Source organism: Paenibacillus fonticola DSM 21315, assembly GCF_000381905.1.
Classification (GTDB): Bacteria; Bacillota; Bacilli; order Paenibacillales; family Paenibacillaceae; genus Fontibacillus; species Fontibacillus fonticola.
Map to the genome: position 1 here is coordinate 76,796 of NZ_KB907250.1, position 14,527 is coordinate 91,322.

The following is a 14,527-nucleotide window of genomic DNA, read 5'->3' on the forward strand; positions in this document are numbered from 1 at the left end:
ATGAAAATCTTGGATCATAAAATTGATTTTGCCGTTATATTATCGGTAACGAATGCGAATCCGAATGGCGATCCACTGAATGGGAATCGTCCGAGACAAAATTACGATGGCCATGGCGAGATTTCAGACGTAGCTATTAAGCGGAAAATCCGAAACCGCCTGCAGGACATGGGCGAAGCGATATTTGTCCAATCTAATGATCGAAAATCGGATCAGTATAACAGTTTAAGAGAGCGCGCCGATGGTAATGCCGAATTGGAAAAAATTCTAAAGTCCAAGTCCAGCTCAAATGATGATTTTGCCAAAATTGCTTGTCAAGAGTGGCTGGATGTTCGCAGTTTCGGACAAGTATTTGCATTTAAAAGCTCGGATAAAGGAGCAAGTGTATCCGTAGGCGTAAGAGGTCCCGTATCGATTCATACTGCAGTGAGTGTTGATCCGGTTGACATAACAAGTATGCAGATTACGAAGAGTGTTAACTCAGAGCCAGGTAAGGAGAGGGGATCAGACACGATGGGAATGAAGCATCGCGTTGATTATGGTGTTTATATATTTTACGGAAGCATCAATACTCAATTAGCCGAAAAGACCGGATTTACAAATGAGGATGCGGACAAGTTTAAACAGGCGCTCGCTACACTTTTTGAAAATGATGCATCTGCTGCCAGACCGGATGGAAGCATGGAGGTTCACAAAGTATATTGGTGGGAGCATAGTTCCAAATTAGGCCAATATTCTTCGGCAAAAGTCCATCGGTCATTACAGATAAAGTCACAAGTTGAAACTCCGAAGTCATTTGGGGACTATTCAATACAATTATATGAGCTTGAAGGATTGAAAGTTGAGATTATAGATGGCCTCTAAAGAAGACGACGAATATTTAATGTTGTCAGGTATACAACATTTTCAATTTTGCAAGCGACAGTGGGCACTTATTCATATTGAACAGCAATGGGAAGAAAATGTTAGAACAATTGAAGGGCAGTATCTTCATCAAAAAGCGGATCAGCCATTTGTTAGAGAGAAGCGCGGTGATAAACTCATTGTACGGGCAATGCCTGTAAAGTCTGATGAGCTTGAAATTACAGGCATCTGTGACGTTGTAGAGTTTATTAGAGATAATCAAGGTGTTGAAATTAACGGTGCCGAGGGAAAGTTTATGGCTTTCCCAATTGAATACAAGCGCGGAAAACCAAAGCAAAGTGATGCGGATATTTTACAACTTACAGCCCAAGCCATATGTTTGGAAGAAATGCTGCTCTGCGAAATACACAAAGGTTTTATATTCTACAATGAGATTAAGCATAGAGTTGAAGTGGAGCTTACTTCAGATATAAAGAATAAAGTGAAGTCGCTTGTCACCGAAATGCATGATTACTACAGACGAAGACATACCCCTAAAGTCAAAACGGGTTCCTTCTGCAAAAGCTGTTCCCTTCAACATATTTGTTTACCCGAATTAATGAATAAAAGGACTGTAAAGAGCTATATTGAAGGGAAAATCAAGGAATGAAGAAACTGCTTAATACGTTATTTATCACGCAACCTGATGTGTATTTATCGTTAGACGGTGATAATATTGTTCTACTAAAAGAACAGGAGAAGCTTGGAAGGCTGCCTCTTCATAACCTGGAATCCATCGTGACTTTTGGTTATACGGGGGCGAGTCCAGCATTAATGGGATATTGTGCAGACAGGAATATTTCATTAGTCTTTTTAACGATGAATGGGAGATTTCTTGCAAGGGTCATTGGAGCAAGCAAAGGTAATGTTGTGCTGCGTAAGAAGCAATACCTAGTATCAGAAAATGAGCACCTATCCGCAAAAATTGCTCGAAATTTCATTATAGGCAAGGTTTTCAATCATAAATGGATGATCGAAAGAATGACCAGGGATCATCCTTTGCGTGTAGATGTAAATCAATTCAAGGGAGTTTCCCAACACTTGTCAACCATTATTATGGATGTAAGAGAGTGCGAGGATTTAGAAAGATTGAGGGGATTAGAAGGGCAAGCCGCTGTAAGCTACAATAAATTAATCGATCAAATGATATTGCAGCAAAAAGAAGACTTCTATTTCCACTCTCGTTCACGAAGACCCCCACTAGACAAAGTGAATGCGATGCTATCGCTTGCTTATACGCTACTAGCTAATGATACCGCTTCTGCTTTGGAGGGTGTGGGATTGGATGCGTATGTAGGTTTTCTGCATCGAGATCGGCCCGGAAGAGCTTCTTTAGCCTTAGATGTTATGGAGGAACTGCGGGGAATTTATGCTGATAGGTTCGTTTTGTCATTAATCAATAAGAAAATAGTAAGTAAAGAGGATTTTCTCCATAAAGAGAATGGTGCAGTGATTATGACAGACGAGGCAAGAAAAAAATTTCTGGCTGCATGGCAGAATAAGAAGCAAGAGAAGATAACGCACCCTTATCTAGGTGAGAAAATTTCATGGGGACTAGTGCCCTATGCTCAAGCTATATTGCTAGCTCGTTATTTACGTAATGACTTAGATGAGTACCCTCCATTTTTATGGAAGTAGGTGTGAGTTGTGCTAGTATTAATCACGTATGATGTAAGTACGGTTAACAGTGCAGGACAAAGGAGATTGCGCAGAGTTTCAAAAGTATGTCAGAATTACGGACAGCGCGTTCAAAACTCAGTATTTGAATGTGTTGTAGATGCAACTCAATTTGCTGTGTTAAAATTAAAACTTATGGACATTATTGATCCAGACCAGGACAGTCTCCGCTTCTATCAGCTTGGTAACAATTACAAGAATAAAGTTGAGCATGTTGGTGTAAAGGAATCATTAGATTTGGAAGGCCCTTTAATATTGTAGTGCGAATGTAAAGCGAACATGATTTCCTTGGGACATTCGCACCGTAAAATTATCACTAAATGCATTATTTTACAAAATATTCATGTCTTTTTATTCCATAATACTATTTAAATAGTATATTTGTTGTTTAAATGTGACCTTTGGGGTGTTTTAACCTAAAAATCGCAGTCGCATCCCTCGCGGATGCGTGGATTGAAATCATCCTACTGCCGATTGTTTTTACAATCTCTGGGTAACCGTCGCATCCCTCGCGGATGCGTGGATTGAAATCTGCTTCCGGAGGAACCCGCCTGCATAGAGGGTTGCGTCGCATCCCTCGCGGATGCGTGGATTGAAATTTGACAATGTAGCTGGGGAAACTCCTGATACATCGTCGCATCCCTCGCGGATGCGTGGATTGAAATGCTTTATTTGAACTTGACCCGAAGAACGCTAACAAGTCGCATCCCTCGCGGATGCGTGGATTGAAATAAGACACAATTCTCCTGGAAATCAATTTATTGCAGGTCGCATCCCTCGCGGATGCGTGGATTGAAATATAACCGCTCCTTCGGGGGCGGTACATTTTATGGTCGCATCCCTCGCGGATGCGTGGATTGAAATGGTCGGGACGATGGCGGCATGCGCCGCAAAATACACGTCGCATCCCTCGCGGATGCGTGGATTGAAATCTCATTGTCTAGATAAGTGACAACATCAAAAAAGCCCGTCGCATCCCTCGCGGATGCGTGGATTGAAATTGATTTGATTCAAGGAGTCGAGGATGGCCGTGCTAAGTCGCATCCCTCGCGGATGCGTGGATTGAAATCGGGATGCGGCAATATTCTTCTATCTTGCCAACGAGGTCGCATCCCTCGCGGATGCGTGGATTGAAATGAATTCTCCCTCATCGAGCCAGCAGCCGTCGCCGTCGTCGCATCCCTCGCGGATGCGTGGATTGAAATTATGATACTCTCCGAAGACTCGGCCACGATGACATTAGTCGCATCCCTCGCGGATGCGTGGATTGAAATTCCGAGAGAAGGCCGTAACAAACTTCGGGAGTTTTAGTCGCATCCCTCGCGGATGCGTGGATTGAAATTCAACAAAAGTTAAACTGCAAGATAATCAGAATAAGTCGCATCCCTCGCGGATGCGTGGATTGAAATTCCGCGCCGATGATGTCGAGCGCCGACTCCGGAATCGTCGCATCCCTCGCGGATGCGTGGATTGAAATAGCAACCGCTCACGGTACGGAACGACGTTCTTCGTCGCATCCCTCGCGGATGCGTGGATTGAAATAATATTTCAATCACCGTGTTGTTGTCCATGTCTCACGTCGCATCCCTCGCGGATGCGTGGATTGAAATAACAGCCTTCGCAAGTATCTGATCATCTTGCTGTCCGTCGCATCCCTCGCGGATGCGTGGATTGAAATTTGTGGCGAGAAGATCATCTTTATCTGCTCGGACGTCGCATCCCTCGCGGATGCGTGGATTGAAATCATGTGAATGACCTCCTTGCTCTATGGTTGGAGGTCGCATCCCTCGCGGATGCGTGGATTGAAATAAATGTGATTGCCCGGATGAAGATTTCAAAGAATCCCGTCGCATCCCTCGCGGATGCGTGGATTGAAATTCTTAGGGACTTGTCCAACAATGGAACGACTAGCGTCGCATCCCTCGCGGATGCGTGGATTGAAATTCTGCTGCGGCTTGGGACTCCCAATATTCTGCTAAGTCGCATCCCTCGCGGATGCGTGGATTGAAATTTCGCAATATCATAAATGCGGTATTATCTTTTCTAGGTCGCATCCCTCGCGGATGCGTGGATTGAAATTGGCAAAGGATGAGGCAGTGTCAAGGGCAAAGAAAGTCGCATCCCTCGCGGATGCGTGGATTGAAATGATTAGCACCACAATTTCTCCTAAGTCATTCTTTGCGTCGCATCCCTCGCGGATGCGTGGATTGAAATATTCAGTTGTTGGCACAGTTCCATATCCTTGTGCCAAGTCGCATCCCTCGCGGATGCGTGGATTGAAATTCCAAGATGCGTTCAGGCTCAATATCAAACCATTCGTCGCATCCCTCGCGGATGCGTGGATTGAAATCCATGTACTCCCTGTGCTTACCCACCAATCTGACCAAGTCGCATCCCTCGCGGATGCGTGGATTGAAATCTCCCAATCTCTAGGGTCTAATGTGCCATCTTCCAGTCGCATCCCTCGCGGATGCGTGGATTGAAATTTTGATGTGATAGTTTTAAATGGTTCATCTAAAGTGGTCGCATCCCTCGCGGATGCGTGGATTGAAATGTTTCTTCAGCCTCGATCTCTTGCATCCTTTGTATGTCGCATCCCTCGCGGATGCGTGGATTGAAATAAGTCATCGCTTGTCACAATCGGTGAGAACATATCATCGTCGCATCCCTCGCGGATGCGTGGATTGAAATACATCGTCGCTACACAAGGGGTCACAGCTAGAATGTCGCATCCCTCGCGGATGCGTGGATTGAAATCGGTTACTACACAAGAACGCGTTTTTGAGGATTTGGGTCGCATCCCTCGCGGATGCGTGGATTGAAATCATCCATCGCTAACATAAATTCGCCAGCTTTATGAGTCGCATCCCTCGCGGATGCGTGGATTGAAATTCGGATGAAGATATTGAAGAAAATGGTACTGAAGTCGCATCCCTCGCGGATGCGTGGATTGAAATGACGGTCGGAATCGAAGAGGTTTATATGCCAGCGTTGCATCCCTCGCGGATGCGTGGATTGAAATATCTTGTACGTTTGACCGAATATATCCCCTGTAGTCGCATCCCTCGCGGATGCGTGGATTGAAATATCAAAATAAGGAGGTGTAAGATGAGAGATAAAAAGTCGCATCCCTCGCGGATGCGTGGATTGAAATCTGACTATCCTCTTGATGTTCATGGATATATTAACAGTCGCATCCCTCGCGGATGCGTGGATTGAAATATACAAATTAACGACTTTATTGATTATAATATGTAGGTCGCATCCCTCGCGGATGCGTGGATTGAAATGTTGAGTCGCTGCAATTACTGGCTGAAATGGGATTTATCGTCGCATCCCTCGCGGATGCGTGGATTGAAATAAAGTAGAGAATATTTTTGTCGTTAATGTCCTCCGTCGCATCCCTCGCGGATGCGTGGATTGAAATTGGGGCGATGGCAATACAGTGGCGGCAGCTAATAAGGTCGCATCCCTCGCGGATGCGTGGATTGAAATTATCCCGGACAGGAAGAACAGGTGCTACAGGCCGTACAGGTCGCATCCCTCGCGGATGCGTGGATTGAAATTGCTAAGCGTATCCTGTGTTGGGTTCGAAGGCGGCGGTCGCATCCCTCGCGGATGCGTGGATTGAAATGTCCAGTATTTCGTGGGCAATCCGGGTGTACCCATCCGTCGCATCCCTCGCGGATGCGTGGATTGAAATTTTTAATTCGTTGAACTTTTTATTGTACATATCGTGTCGCATCCCTCGCGGATGCGTGGATTGAAATAATATGCTATGGAGCCTAGTCGCAGCAGAATCCAAGGTCGCATCCCTCGCGGATGCGTGGATTGAAATGGGCAAATGTCTGATCAGATTTTCAATCCATTAGTCGCACCCCCCGCTGATGGATTGAAAATGGATGAGATCGCTAGATTGGTTAGTATTTTAAAGTTGTTTCCCTCGTGAACCCACAATCAAAACACCAAAAAAGGCGCTACTCCTCCTGAGCAGCGCCTCCTTTGCGATATTGCAGGGGAGAAGCCCCGGTGGTGCGTTTAAAGGCCGTGCTGAAATAATGCTGAGTTTCATAGCCGACTTGCCTAGCGATTTCGGCAATGGTCAGATCGGTGCCGTTAAGCAGTTGAGAGGCCCGGCGAATGCGGATTTGCGTCAAATAGCTGTTGAACGATGTATCCAGCTCCTGCTTGATCATCCGGCTTAAATATACCGGGGAGGACTGAAGCTGTTGGGCCATGGACTCCAGGGTCAGCGTGCAGTCGCCGTAGTTCTCCAGCATGTACTGTTTGGCTCTGCGCACCAATGGGGAAATGGCGGTTTCCTTCAGCACAGAGGATTTGCATTTGCGATAAACAGCAGGCATTGAAGTGATGTCGGCATCCCCCTCGGTGAGATGGATATCGACGGCCACCTTCAAGTAAGTTCGCACGGACGACTCGATTTGATGGAAAGCCGCATCAGCCGAGAAGCTCCACAGCAGCACGACAATGACGCCAAACGGATCGCGAAAAAGGACTTTCGGATAGGAGCCGAGCAACTCAGTGGCAATGTTCTCGATGGCGAATAAATAAAGCTGGCGCTCACTTTCCTGCATCAGAGGCTGCGGAGATGCCGACTCGCGCAGGCGAATCATGCCGAGCAGACAGGGCGCTGTCACTGGCAATTCGAGAAAAGACAGCTGCTCCACAATTTCATCCTCCGTCATGCTGCCTTCCATCCATTCCTGGCAGAAGCGTTCCCGCAGCAAGGGATAGCTCCTCGTAATTTGCCGGGAAGCGGTTTGCAAATGCTGCTGCTGAATCGCTTCTTCCTCCAGCTCATCCCTGACCTGGCGCAGTACCTTTTCCAATTGCGCCGGATTGGCCGGCTTCAGGATGTAGTCCTTCACCTGGAGCCGGATCGCTGTCTGGGCATAGGTGAATTCATCATGACCGGTAATGATGAGGATTTTGCAGTCAGGCAGCTCCTCGCGGACCTGCTTCATCAGCTCGATTCCATCCATAATCGGCATGTTGAGATCGACGAGCAGAATGTCGATTCGATGCTTAAGCGCCAGTTCTAGCGCCTCTTCACCGTCCTCGGCCTCCGCGGCAACATTCAGCCGAAGCCGCTCCCAGTCGACGCTCTCTCTAATGCCTTCTCGAATGATGCATTCATCGTCGGCAATGAGCACCTTCCAGCGGTACTCCGTGGAAAGAGACAGTTCGTTTATCATCATCGATCAACTCCATTTTGCATGTAATTGTCCCGAATGAGCGGGTGGGTTACCGTTACGACAGTACCCTCGCCCAACGTGCTGTCGAGGCTAAGGCCATACTTATCTCCGAAAGTAAGGCGGATGCGAGCCTGGACATTCAAGATGCCGTATCCTTTTGTTCCTTCGTCAGATTTTATAGTTCCGGAAGCCGGATTAGCCCCACCATGACCTCCCGAAGCTTTGCTGGCGGCAGGATGCTCCTCAGAGCTGGCCACTTGCTCCAAAGCGCGGCGAAGAGCGGCTAGCTGCTCTTCCGTCATCCCCTTGCCGTTATCGCGAATCGTCATAACTAAATCGCCGCTTAATTCCTTCGCTTCCACCTCAATTACTCCCGGTCCACGGCGTTCCTTGATTCCATGATAAATCGCATTCTCGACGATCGGCTGAAGGATCAGCTTCAGCACGCTAAGCTCCTGTACTTCCGGTGCCACCCTCAGTGCATAGTCCAGCTTATGCTGATAGCGTACGTGCTGGATTTGTAAATAACTGCGAATATGCTCTATTTCATCAGATAAAGGAATCATCACATTGCCTTTGCTCAGTCCGATCCGGAACAGCTTCGACAATGATTCCGCCATTTCAGCAATATCCAAGGCCCCCTTTCGGCGGGCCATCCAATGAATTGTATCGAGCGTATTGTATAAAAAATGCGGCTTAATATGGGCCTGGAGGCTGCTCAATTCCGCCTCGCGCTTTTGCTGTTCCTGCCGCTCGGTCAATGAAATCAGCCGGTTGATCTGCAGCAGCATCTCATTGAACCGGCGGCCAAGCAGGCCGACTTCGTCGGAACGGTCGCCCCAGTAACGGATCGTTAAATCACCGGACTGGGCTTTTTGCATGAACGACATCAACTGGCCGATCGGTCTGGATATGGAATGGGCCAGATAGAAGGAAGCGGTCATGCCAAGCAGGCAGACAACAAATACGAAGCTGACGACATAGAAACGGATTTCCCGCATTTCGGAAATGGAATCCTCCGTGGCGAATACGCCGACCGTTGTCCAGTTCGTAAAAGGGGATACCCGGTATATAAACTGCAAGTTGCGCCCATCGGCCTGGTGAGAGTAGGTGCCGGAACCATCTTTACTAAGCCATTCTGCAGGAATGTGCTCGATATACGGATCGGGAGGAGCGTAGATTAACTCACCGTCGCTGTCCATCACCGTTAAATAGCCGGTTTTGCCCAACCTGACATCCTGCGCCGTCTCTGCAATGACCCGTAATTTGAGGTCGATCAGAACGACGCCTTTCACCTCTTGCGTATCGGGATCGAGAATGGCACGTACGGTGGAAACGACCTCGCTGTCCTTATAATTGACATGATTCGTAATATTACGGTCATGCGGATGCCCCACGATTTTAAAAATCCCCTTATTATGAACGGCCTCCTGATACCAGGATTCACGGGTTAAATCACTGGGGGTACGGGCATATAGTTCATTGCTGACCGATTCGCCCTGGCTGTTAACGACCATAATGCCTGCAACTTCGGAGTGTAGGGTAGTAAAGCCCTGTAAAAATTTTCGGATATCATAGTGATCTTCTTCCTCGATAGATTCTGGCAGGCTATTTGCCTGCAAAGGCTCCAGAAAACGCTGTACATCCGGATTAAAGGCAATCAGGAACGTCATGTTCTGCAAATTTTCCACGTAGGTTTCAAGAGACTCATTCACTTTGCCGATCAGTTGCAGCGTATTATTCGTGACCTGGCGGTCCAATACCCGATCCACAGTCCAGTTAATCAGAAATCCGAGACCGATGGAGGGAAGGATGCTGATGAGCAGAAAATGAATGATCAATTTATAACGGATCGGTAAGTTGTTGAATGACAATTGACGCACCCCCGACGGCTTATTTCGCATAGTAGTCCGCCACATTATGCGGTGTTACTACGGTTATGCCCGTGTCTACCTGCTCGGGAACAGGAGGGGAGCCCGGGATTTGTGCCGTGTTCAATTCGTGCCCAAGGGAGAACAGAAATTGCAGGGACCAGTACCCCATGTTCCAAGTCCCTTGAGCCATGGTCGCGGAAATATCCCCGCTTTTTACAAGATCAAGCGTGCCTTTATCGGTATCGAAGCTGATAATCTTCGGGCGCCGATCTCCGCCCATTTCCCGTACCGCTTCAGCTACGCCGATGCCGCCGTTGGCTTCGGTGGCAAAAATCCCGGCAATGTCTGGATAATCCCGTAAAATTTCTTCCGCCGACTGCCTGGAATAGATATGATCGCCCTTGCCATTTTTAACTGCGACGACCTTCATTTCCGGAAATTCAGTCTGAATGGTGGCGATGAAACCATCGGTTCGTTCTTGATGATTTTGTTGGCTTGGCGTCGTTACCACGGCGACCCGGCCTCGTCCGCCGGTCAGCTCGGCCATTTTTTGCGCGGCCCGGACTCCAGATGAATAGTTATTTGTGCCGAGGAAGGAGTAAGCCTTACTGCCCGGAGCGTCGGAATCGAACAGGACGACGGGGATTCCGGCATCCACCGCTTTGTTGATCGTCTCCGTCAAATCGACGGGATGAATGGCCGATATCGCGATTCCCGCAGGCTTTTTGGCAATAATCTGCTCCAGCACCGTAATTTGCTCATGGACGTCGCGCTGTGTAGATCCGCGGTACTCGACGGACACGTTCAGCGCCTGGGCGGCATCCTCGAAGCCCTTCAGGCTGCTTTTCCAGTAATCGATCCCCATTTGAAAAGTGACCATTACGTACTTCTCATCTATTTCACCTCGCAGGCCGGCTGTTTTCCATTGATCATTTAAATGGCTCTGGGATCTGTAATCCAGCACATACAGCAGAAAAAAGCCAATTAGCAGCAAATAAACGAGCCCTATTTTTTTCATATTGAAACCCCTTTCAAAACAGAAGCTTGGACAACATCATACTACGAAACACTACTGAAATATATGCCTTTGCAAAAAAAATGGGAGGGCCGTCATGAATCAATAACACGAGCAAAAGGCTGCCCCTATTGCAGAATATCTGCAATTAAAGACAGCCTGAGACTGATGTACATTTACTGATGTACTTCCTTTATCGTTTCCTCTATCGCCTCGCCAGTTTCATTTGTCTCACTTGTTACCTTTTCTTCAACAGCTTTATTTGCTTCAGTAGCTTTATTAACCTGTTTAGCTCCATTAGCTCCACCAGTTACTTTTGCTTCCTTGCTCTCTTTGCTTGCTTTAAATTGCTTGCTATCAATTTCATGAACATCATATAACACCCGGGCTAGCAAGTCCTGACTATAGTTGCCAAAATGCTTGCCGTAGATCGTCAGACCTCTTTTGTTCACCGGCTTGTCTGTGACCGCGATTCGGAAGGTTAGCTCGCTTTTGTAGTTCAGCTCAATCTGATCGATAGTAACGTCCGAAATGCGGCATCCGTCGATAAAACTGCCGTCGTGATTAATTCGAATCAGCTTAAGCATGCCGTACTGATTCAAATGAGGCGGCCACCAGTCTGGATTAAAGGTTCCCCGGGCATCGCCAAAATCACCGGGACTTGTCCAGAAGCCAATCTCAATTCCGTTGATATAGAAATAAATATCGGACGGATAATTATCGTTGAAGCCAGGCGCTTCCGAACTGAGCTCCATGGAGAACTGAATTTCCCGGAATGTCTGATTGGGCTTCAAATAGTTAGGAATCCGGTACTCCAAAAATCCATCGGCGAGCCAAATGATTTCCGAATCAATTCGCTGCGGGTCGGCAAAATAGCGCGGATCATCGAAGTCGCCGATAATGCTGTCTTTCGTTGCCAGTCCGCAGGTCGGAAGAGCTTGATAATCGCTGTAGTGTCCGACTTGAATTTCGACTTCATATAAATTTTCGACATCTTTGCTGCGTAAATCGACCATTAATTTATCTTTGTTCAAATAACAAATTTTTTGAATCCCGTGCTTGCCTACCGTGGTATTGATTTCAATGAGCCCGCTCTCTTCGAGTTTTCGGATATGCATCGTGATGGCTCCATTGCTTAAGTTGAGCTTATTGGCCAGATCATTTAGATTCAACGATTGATTATCAGCAAGCAATTCCAAAATTTGAATCCGAATTTCCGAGCCTAATGCTTTAAAAATATCGATTCCACTCATTAGATCTTTAATATAGATCATCTATTGTACCAGCCTCCGGAAAAAGTAATTTCATTTGCCTTTGTTTCAAATAATTATAAACCAACCAAGGTGAAAATGAAAGCAATTAATCAACAATTATAATATTAATACATAATATAGAAAATATTAACATATTGGACTAGTGCTGTTTTATATTAATTTAAAGTGTCTATGCTGCAATTTTAGTGATGTGAACGACATCTTCTGATGTTTGTTGCCCGGAGGGAAGCCGGTTTCTGAATGATTTTATGTAAATGTAAAAAGATTTATTTAAGTGTGTTTACAACATAATTCCTATGTGCTATTTTATAGCTGTAAGCGGATTCATTTAACAATAGAAGAATCAGTTTATGATTAATTGAAACAAGGGGTGGTGCAGCAAATATTCCATTGAAGTAGGAAGCCAATAGAACTTACCGATGAGCATTCTATGAGTTTGCATGCTATAGCATTGACAGGAGGCTGCTGCCATTGAAATTTAAAATAGCAATCGGGCTGATCGCTACGCTGCTGCTGGTATCTTGCAGCAAACAGCCAGCGACTGAAGGGCCCGGCGAAATTGCCGAAGGAGGCGAAAAAATGCAGGCAAAGACAGGACAGCAACAGACGAATGCGGTACCTCAATTCAACAATGCATCCGTTCATGACCCGTCCGTTATTAAAGTAAAGGACACATACTATGTATTCGGTTCTCATTTGGCAGCTGCCAAAACGACCGATTTCATGAATTGGACGCAAATTTCTTCAGGGGTACAGGATGGCAATCCTTTAATTCCGAACGTTACAACCGAACTTGCGGAAACGCTCGAATGGGCACAGAGTGATACATTATGGGCGCCTGACGTTATTCAATTGCCGGATGGACGATTCTACATGTACTATAACGCCTGTAAGGGAGATTCGCCGTTGTCTGCGATGGGGGTCGCGGTGGCCGATGATATCGAAGGCCCGTATAAAGATCTGGGCATTATGTTGAAGTCCGGGATGTGGGGACAGCCGAGTGAAGACGGTACGATATATGATGCAACCATTCATCCGAATGTGGTCGATCCTCATGTGTTTTTCGATAAAAACGACGAGTTATGGATGGTGTATGGCTCCTATTCTGGAGGTATTTATATTTTGAAAATGAATCCGAAAACCGGATTCCCTTACCCGGATCAAGGCTACGGCAAAAAGCTGCTCGGAGCGAATCATAGCCGAATCGAAGGGCCATACATGCTGTATAGTCCGGACACGGATTATTATTATTTGTTTCTGTCCTATGGCGGCCTTGATGCCTCCGGCGGATACAACATTCGCGTTGTGCGCTCGCAAGCGCCAGACGGTCCGTTTGAGGATGCGGCGGGTCATGAGATGACGAGTGTTGGCGGGCCAGACGGAACGTTTTTTGATGATGAGGCTATCGCTCCTTATGGCGTAAAATTGATGGGAAATGTGGAGTTTGGAAACGTGGAGGGGGAAACACCGGGACGCGGGACAGCCTATGTTTCTCCAGGGCATAATTCAGCTTATTTCGATGAGGTGGGCGGACAATACTATTTGATCTTTCATACCCGCTTTCCGGGCCGGGGGGAAAGTCATGAAATACGCGTCCATCAAATGTTCATGAATGAGGATGGATGGCCTGTAGTTGCTCCTCATCGCTACAGCGGCGAGGAAATTGGCGCGTACGACAAAGCGGAGCTGATCGGCGATTATAAGTTTATCCGTCATGGGAAAGACATTACAGCTCAAGTTAAAAAATCAACACTCATTCACCTTGCTGAAGACGGCACGATTTCCGGCAGTGAGTCTGGTAGATGGAGCTTCACCGGGGACAACCAGGTGGAAATAACATTGGGAGACAGCGAATTTCGCGGTGTGTTTTTGCGCCAATGGGACGGCGGGACATCACGGAACGTCATTGTTTTCTCCGCTCTGTCCGCTAGCGGAGAAGCCGTCTGGGGAAGCCATGTGGCAGTGACGGAGCAGCAGTAAGATAGAAGGAAATGTGGAACCAGTAATTTGCAATAATGCAAAGTTGGTGAAAATATGGAAGTAGGAGTAGATGCAAAAGTAGATGCAGAAGTTGAGTGCAAAAGAAGAAGTGGAAGTAGGAGTAGGAGTAGGAGTAGGAGTAGAAGTAAGATAACCAACAGAACCAATAGAACAGAACTAACAGAACTAACAGAACTAACAGAACCAGTCTATCCAACAGAACCAATCGTGCCGATGGAACCAACAGAACCAATAGAACCAATCGAGCCGGTCGAACCAGCCGAACCAGCCGAACCAGTCTAACCGAGCAAAGCGCTGTTATGTTTGCTGCCCTAATGGACCCTGGTTCCGCTATTTCTCGGAAAAACCGCAAATTTCAATGTTAACGGACCGTGGTTCCGCTATTCAGCAAAAACTCGGCCAATTAGTGTGTTTTTTGAGTAAATAGCGCCCTCTAGGTCCGTTAACATATCGAGTGTGCCGGAAAAAGAACAAATAGGGTCTTCTGTGTCCGTTCAGTATCACTTGGCTGATAGCCATAACGTCGCATATTTCAGCATCACTTGGGTTGATAGCCATAACGTCGCA

The 14,527-nt window shown here is 46.8% G+C and carries 8 protein-coding genes, 1 pseudogene and 1 CRISPR repeat array; of the genes and pseudogenes, 5 read left to right on the forward strand and 4 right to left on the reverse strand.

What is annotated here, in order from left to right:
• From cas7c to cas2, 4 genes are read left to right on the forward strand one after another with little or no spacing between them, the layout of a single operon-like run.
• A complete protein-coding gene (gene cas7c, locus G358_RS0107930) occupies window positions 1–864 on the forward strand; it encodes a type I-C CRISPR-associated protein Cas7/Csd2 (RefSeq protein WP_019636673.1) in 864 nt (287 codons plus the stop codon).
• Window positions 854–1,513 (forward strand): CRISPR-associated protein Cas4, encoded by a 660-nt coding sequence (cas4, locus tag G358_RS0107935; RefSeq protein ID WP_019636674.1) that lies wholly within the window; start codon window positions 854–856, stop codon window positions 1,511–1,513. Before cas7c ends, cas4 begins: the two co-directional genes overlap by 11 nt.
• On the forward strand, window positions 1,510–2,541 hold the full coding sequence (gene cas1c, locus G358_RS0107940; RefSeq protein WP_019636675.1) for a type I-C CRISPR-associated endonuclease Cas1c: 1,032 nt from the start codon (window positions 1,510–1,512) through the stop codon (window positions 2,539–2,541). The genes cas4 and cas1c overlap by 4 nt, the downstream gene beginning before the upstream one ends.
• A 9-nt stretch (window positions 2,542–2,550) precedes the next feature.
• On the forward strand, window positions 2,551–2,841 hold the full coding sequence (gene cas2, locus G358_RS0107945) for a CRISPR-associated endonuclease Cas2 (RefSeq protein WP_026342139.1): 291 nt from the start codon (window positions 2,551–2,553) through the stop codon (window positions 2,839–2,841).
• A gap of 167 nt (window positions 2,842–3,008) precedes the next feature.
• A CRISPR array of direct repeats spans window positions 3,009–6,418; the repeat unit is 32 nt; unit sequence GTCGCATCCCTCGCGGATGCGTGGATTGAAAT.
• 139 nt (window positions 6,419–6,557) lie between these two features.
• Here cas2 and G358_RS0107950 read toward each other — a convergent pair.
• The 4 genes and pseudogenes from G358_RS0107950 to G358_RS0107965 all read right to left on the reverse strand — a co-directional run.
• Window positions 6,558–7,799 carry a response regulator transcription factor gene (locus tag G358_RS0107950; RefSeq protein ID WP_019636677.1) on the reverse strand — a complete coding sequence of 414 codons (1,242 nt, stop codon included), beginning with the start codon at window positions 7,797–7,799 and terminating at the stop codon, window positions 6,558–6,560.
• Window positions 7,796–9,700, reverse strand: a complete 1,905-nt coding sequence (locus tag G358_RS0107955) for a cache domain-containing sensor histidine kinase (protein ID WP_019636678.1) — start codon at window positions 9,698–9,700, stop codon at window positions 7,796–7,798. Before G358_RS0107955 ends, G358_RS0107950 begins: the two co-directional genes overlap by 4 nt.
• A complete protein-coding gene (locus tag G358_RS0107960; RefSeq protein ID WP_019636679.1) occupies window positions 9,690–10,688 on the reverse strand; it encodes a substrate-binding domain-containing protein in 999 nt (332 codons plus the stop codon). The genes G358_RS0107955 and G358_RS0107960 overlap by 11 nt, the downstream gene beginning before the upstream one ends.
• Window positions 10,689–11,047: 359 nt before the next feature.
• Window positions 11,048–11,959: pseudogene (locus G358_RS0107965) on the reverse strand (ArsR/SmtB family transcription factor); the annotation flags it as partial.
• A gap of 579 nt (window positions 11,960–12,538) precedes the next feature.
• Between G358_RS0107965 and G358_RS0107970 the strand changes: the two are divergent.
• Entirely contained in the window at window positions 12,539–13,939 is a 1,401-nt protein-coding gene (locus G358_RS0107970) for an arabinan endo-1,5-alpha-L-arabinosidase AbnB (protein WP_157274297.1), read from the forward strand.
• Window positions 13,940–14,527 lie beyond the last annotated feature (588 nt).

Excerpts from the sequence above, each read along its gene's own strand:
- cas7c (WP_019636673.1), top strand. The coding sequence starts at position 1 with ATGAAAATCTTGGATCATAAAATTGATTTTGCCGTTATATTATCGGTA.
- cas4 (WP_019636674.1), top strand. The coding sequence starts at position 854 with ATGGCCTCTAAAGAAGACGACGAATATTTAATGTTGTCAGGTATACAA.
- cas1c (WP_019636675.1), top strand. The coding sequence starts at position 1,510 with ATGAAGAAACTGCTTAATACGTTATTTATCACGCAACCTGATGTGTAT.
- G358_RS0107950 (WP_019636677.1), bottom strand. The coding sequence starts at position 7,799 with ATGATGATAAACGAACTGTCTCTTTCCACGGAGTACCGCTGGAAGGTG.
- G358_RS0107955 (WP_019636678.1), bottom strand. The coding sequence starts at position 9,700 with ATGCGAAATAAGCCGTCGGGGGTGCGTCAATTGTCATTCAACAACTTA.
- G358_RS0107960 (WP_019636679.1), bottom strand. The coding sequence starts at position 10,688 with ATGAAAAAAATAGGGCTCGTTTATTTGCTGCTAATTGGCTTTTTTCTG.
- G358_RS0107970 (WP_157274297.1), top strand. The coding sequence starts at position 12,539 with ATGCAGGCAAAGACAGGACAGCAACAGACGAATGCGGTACCTCAATTC.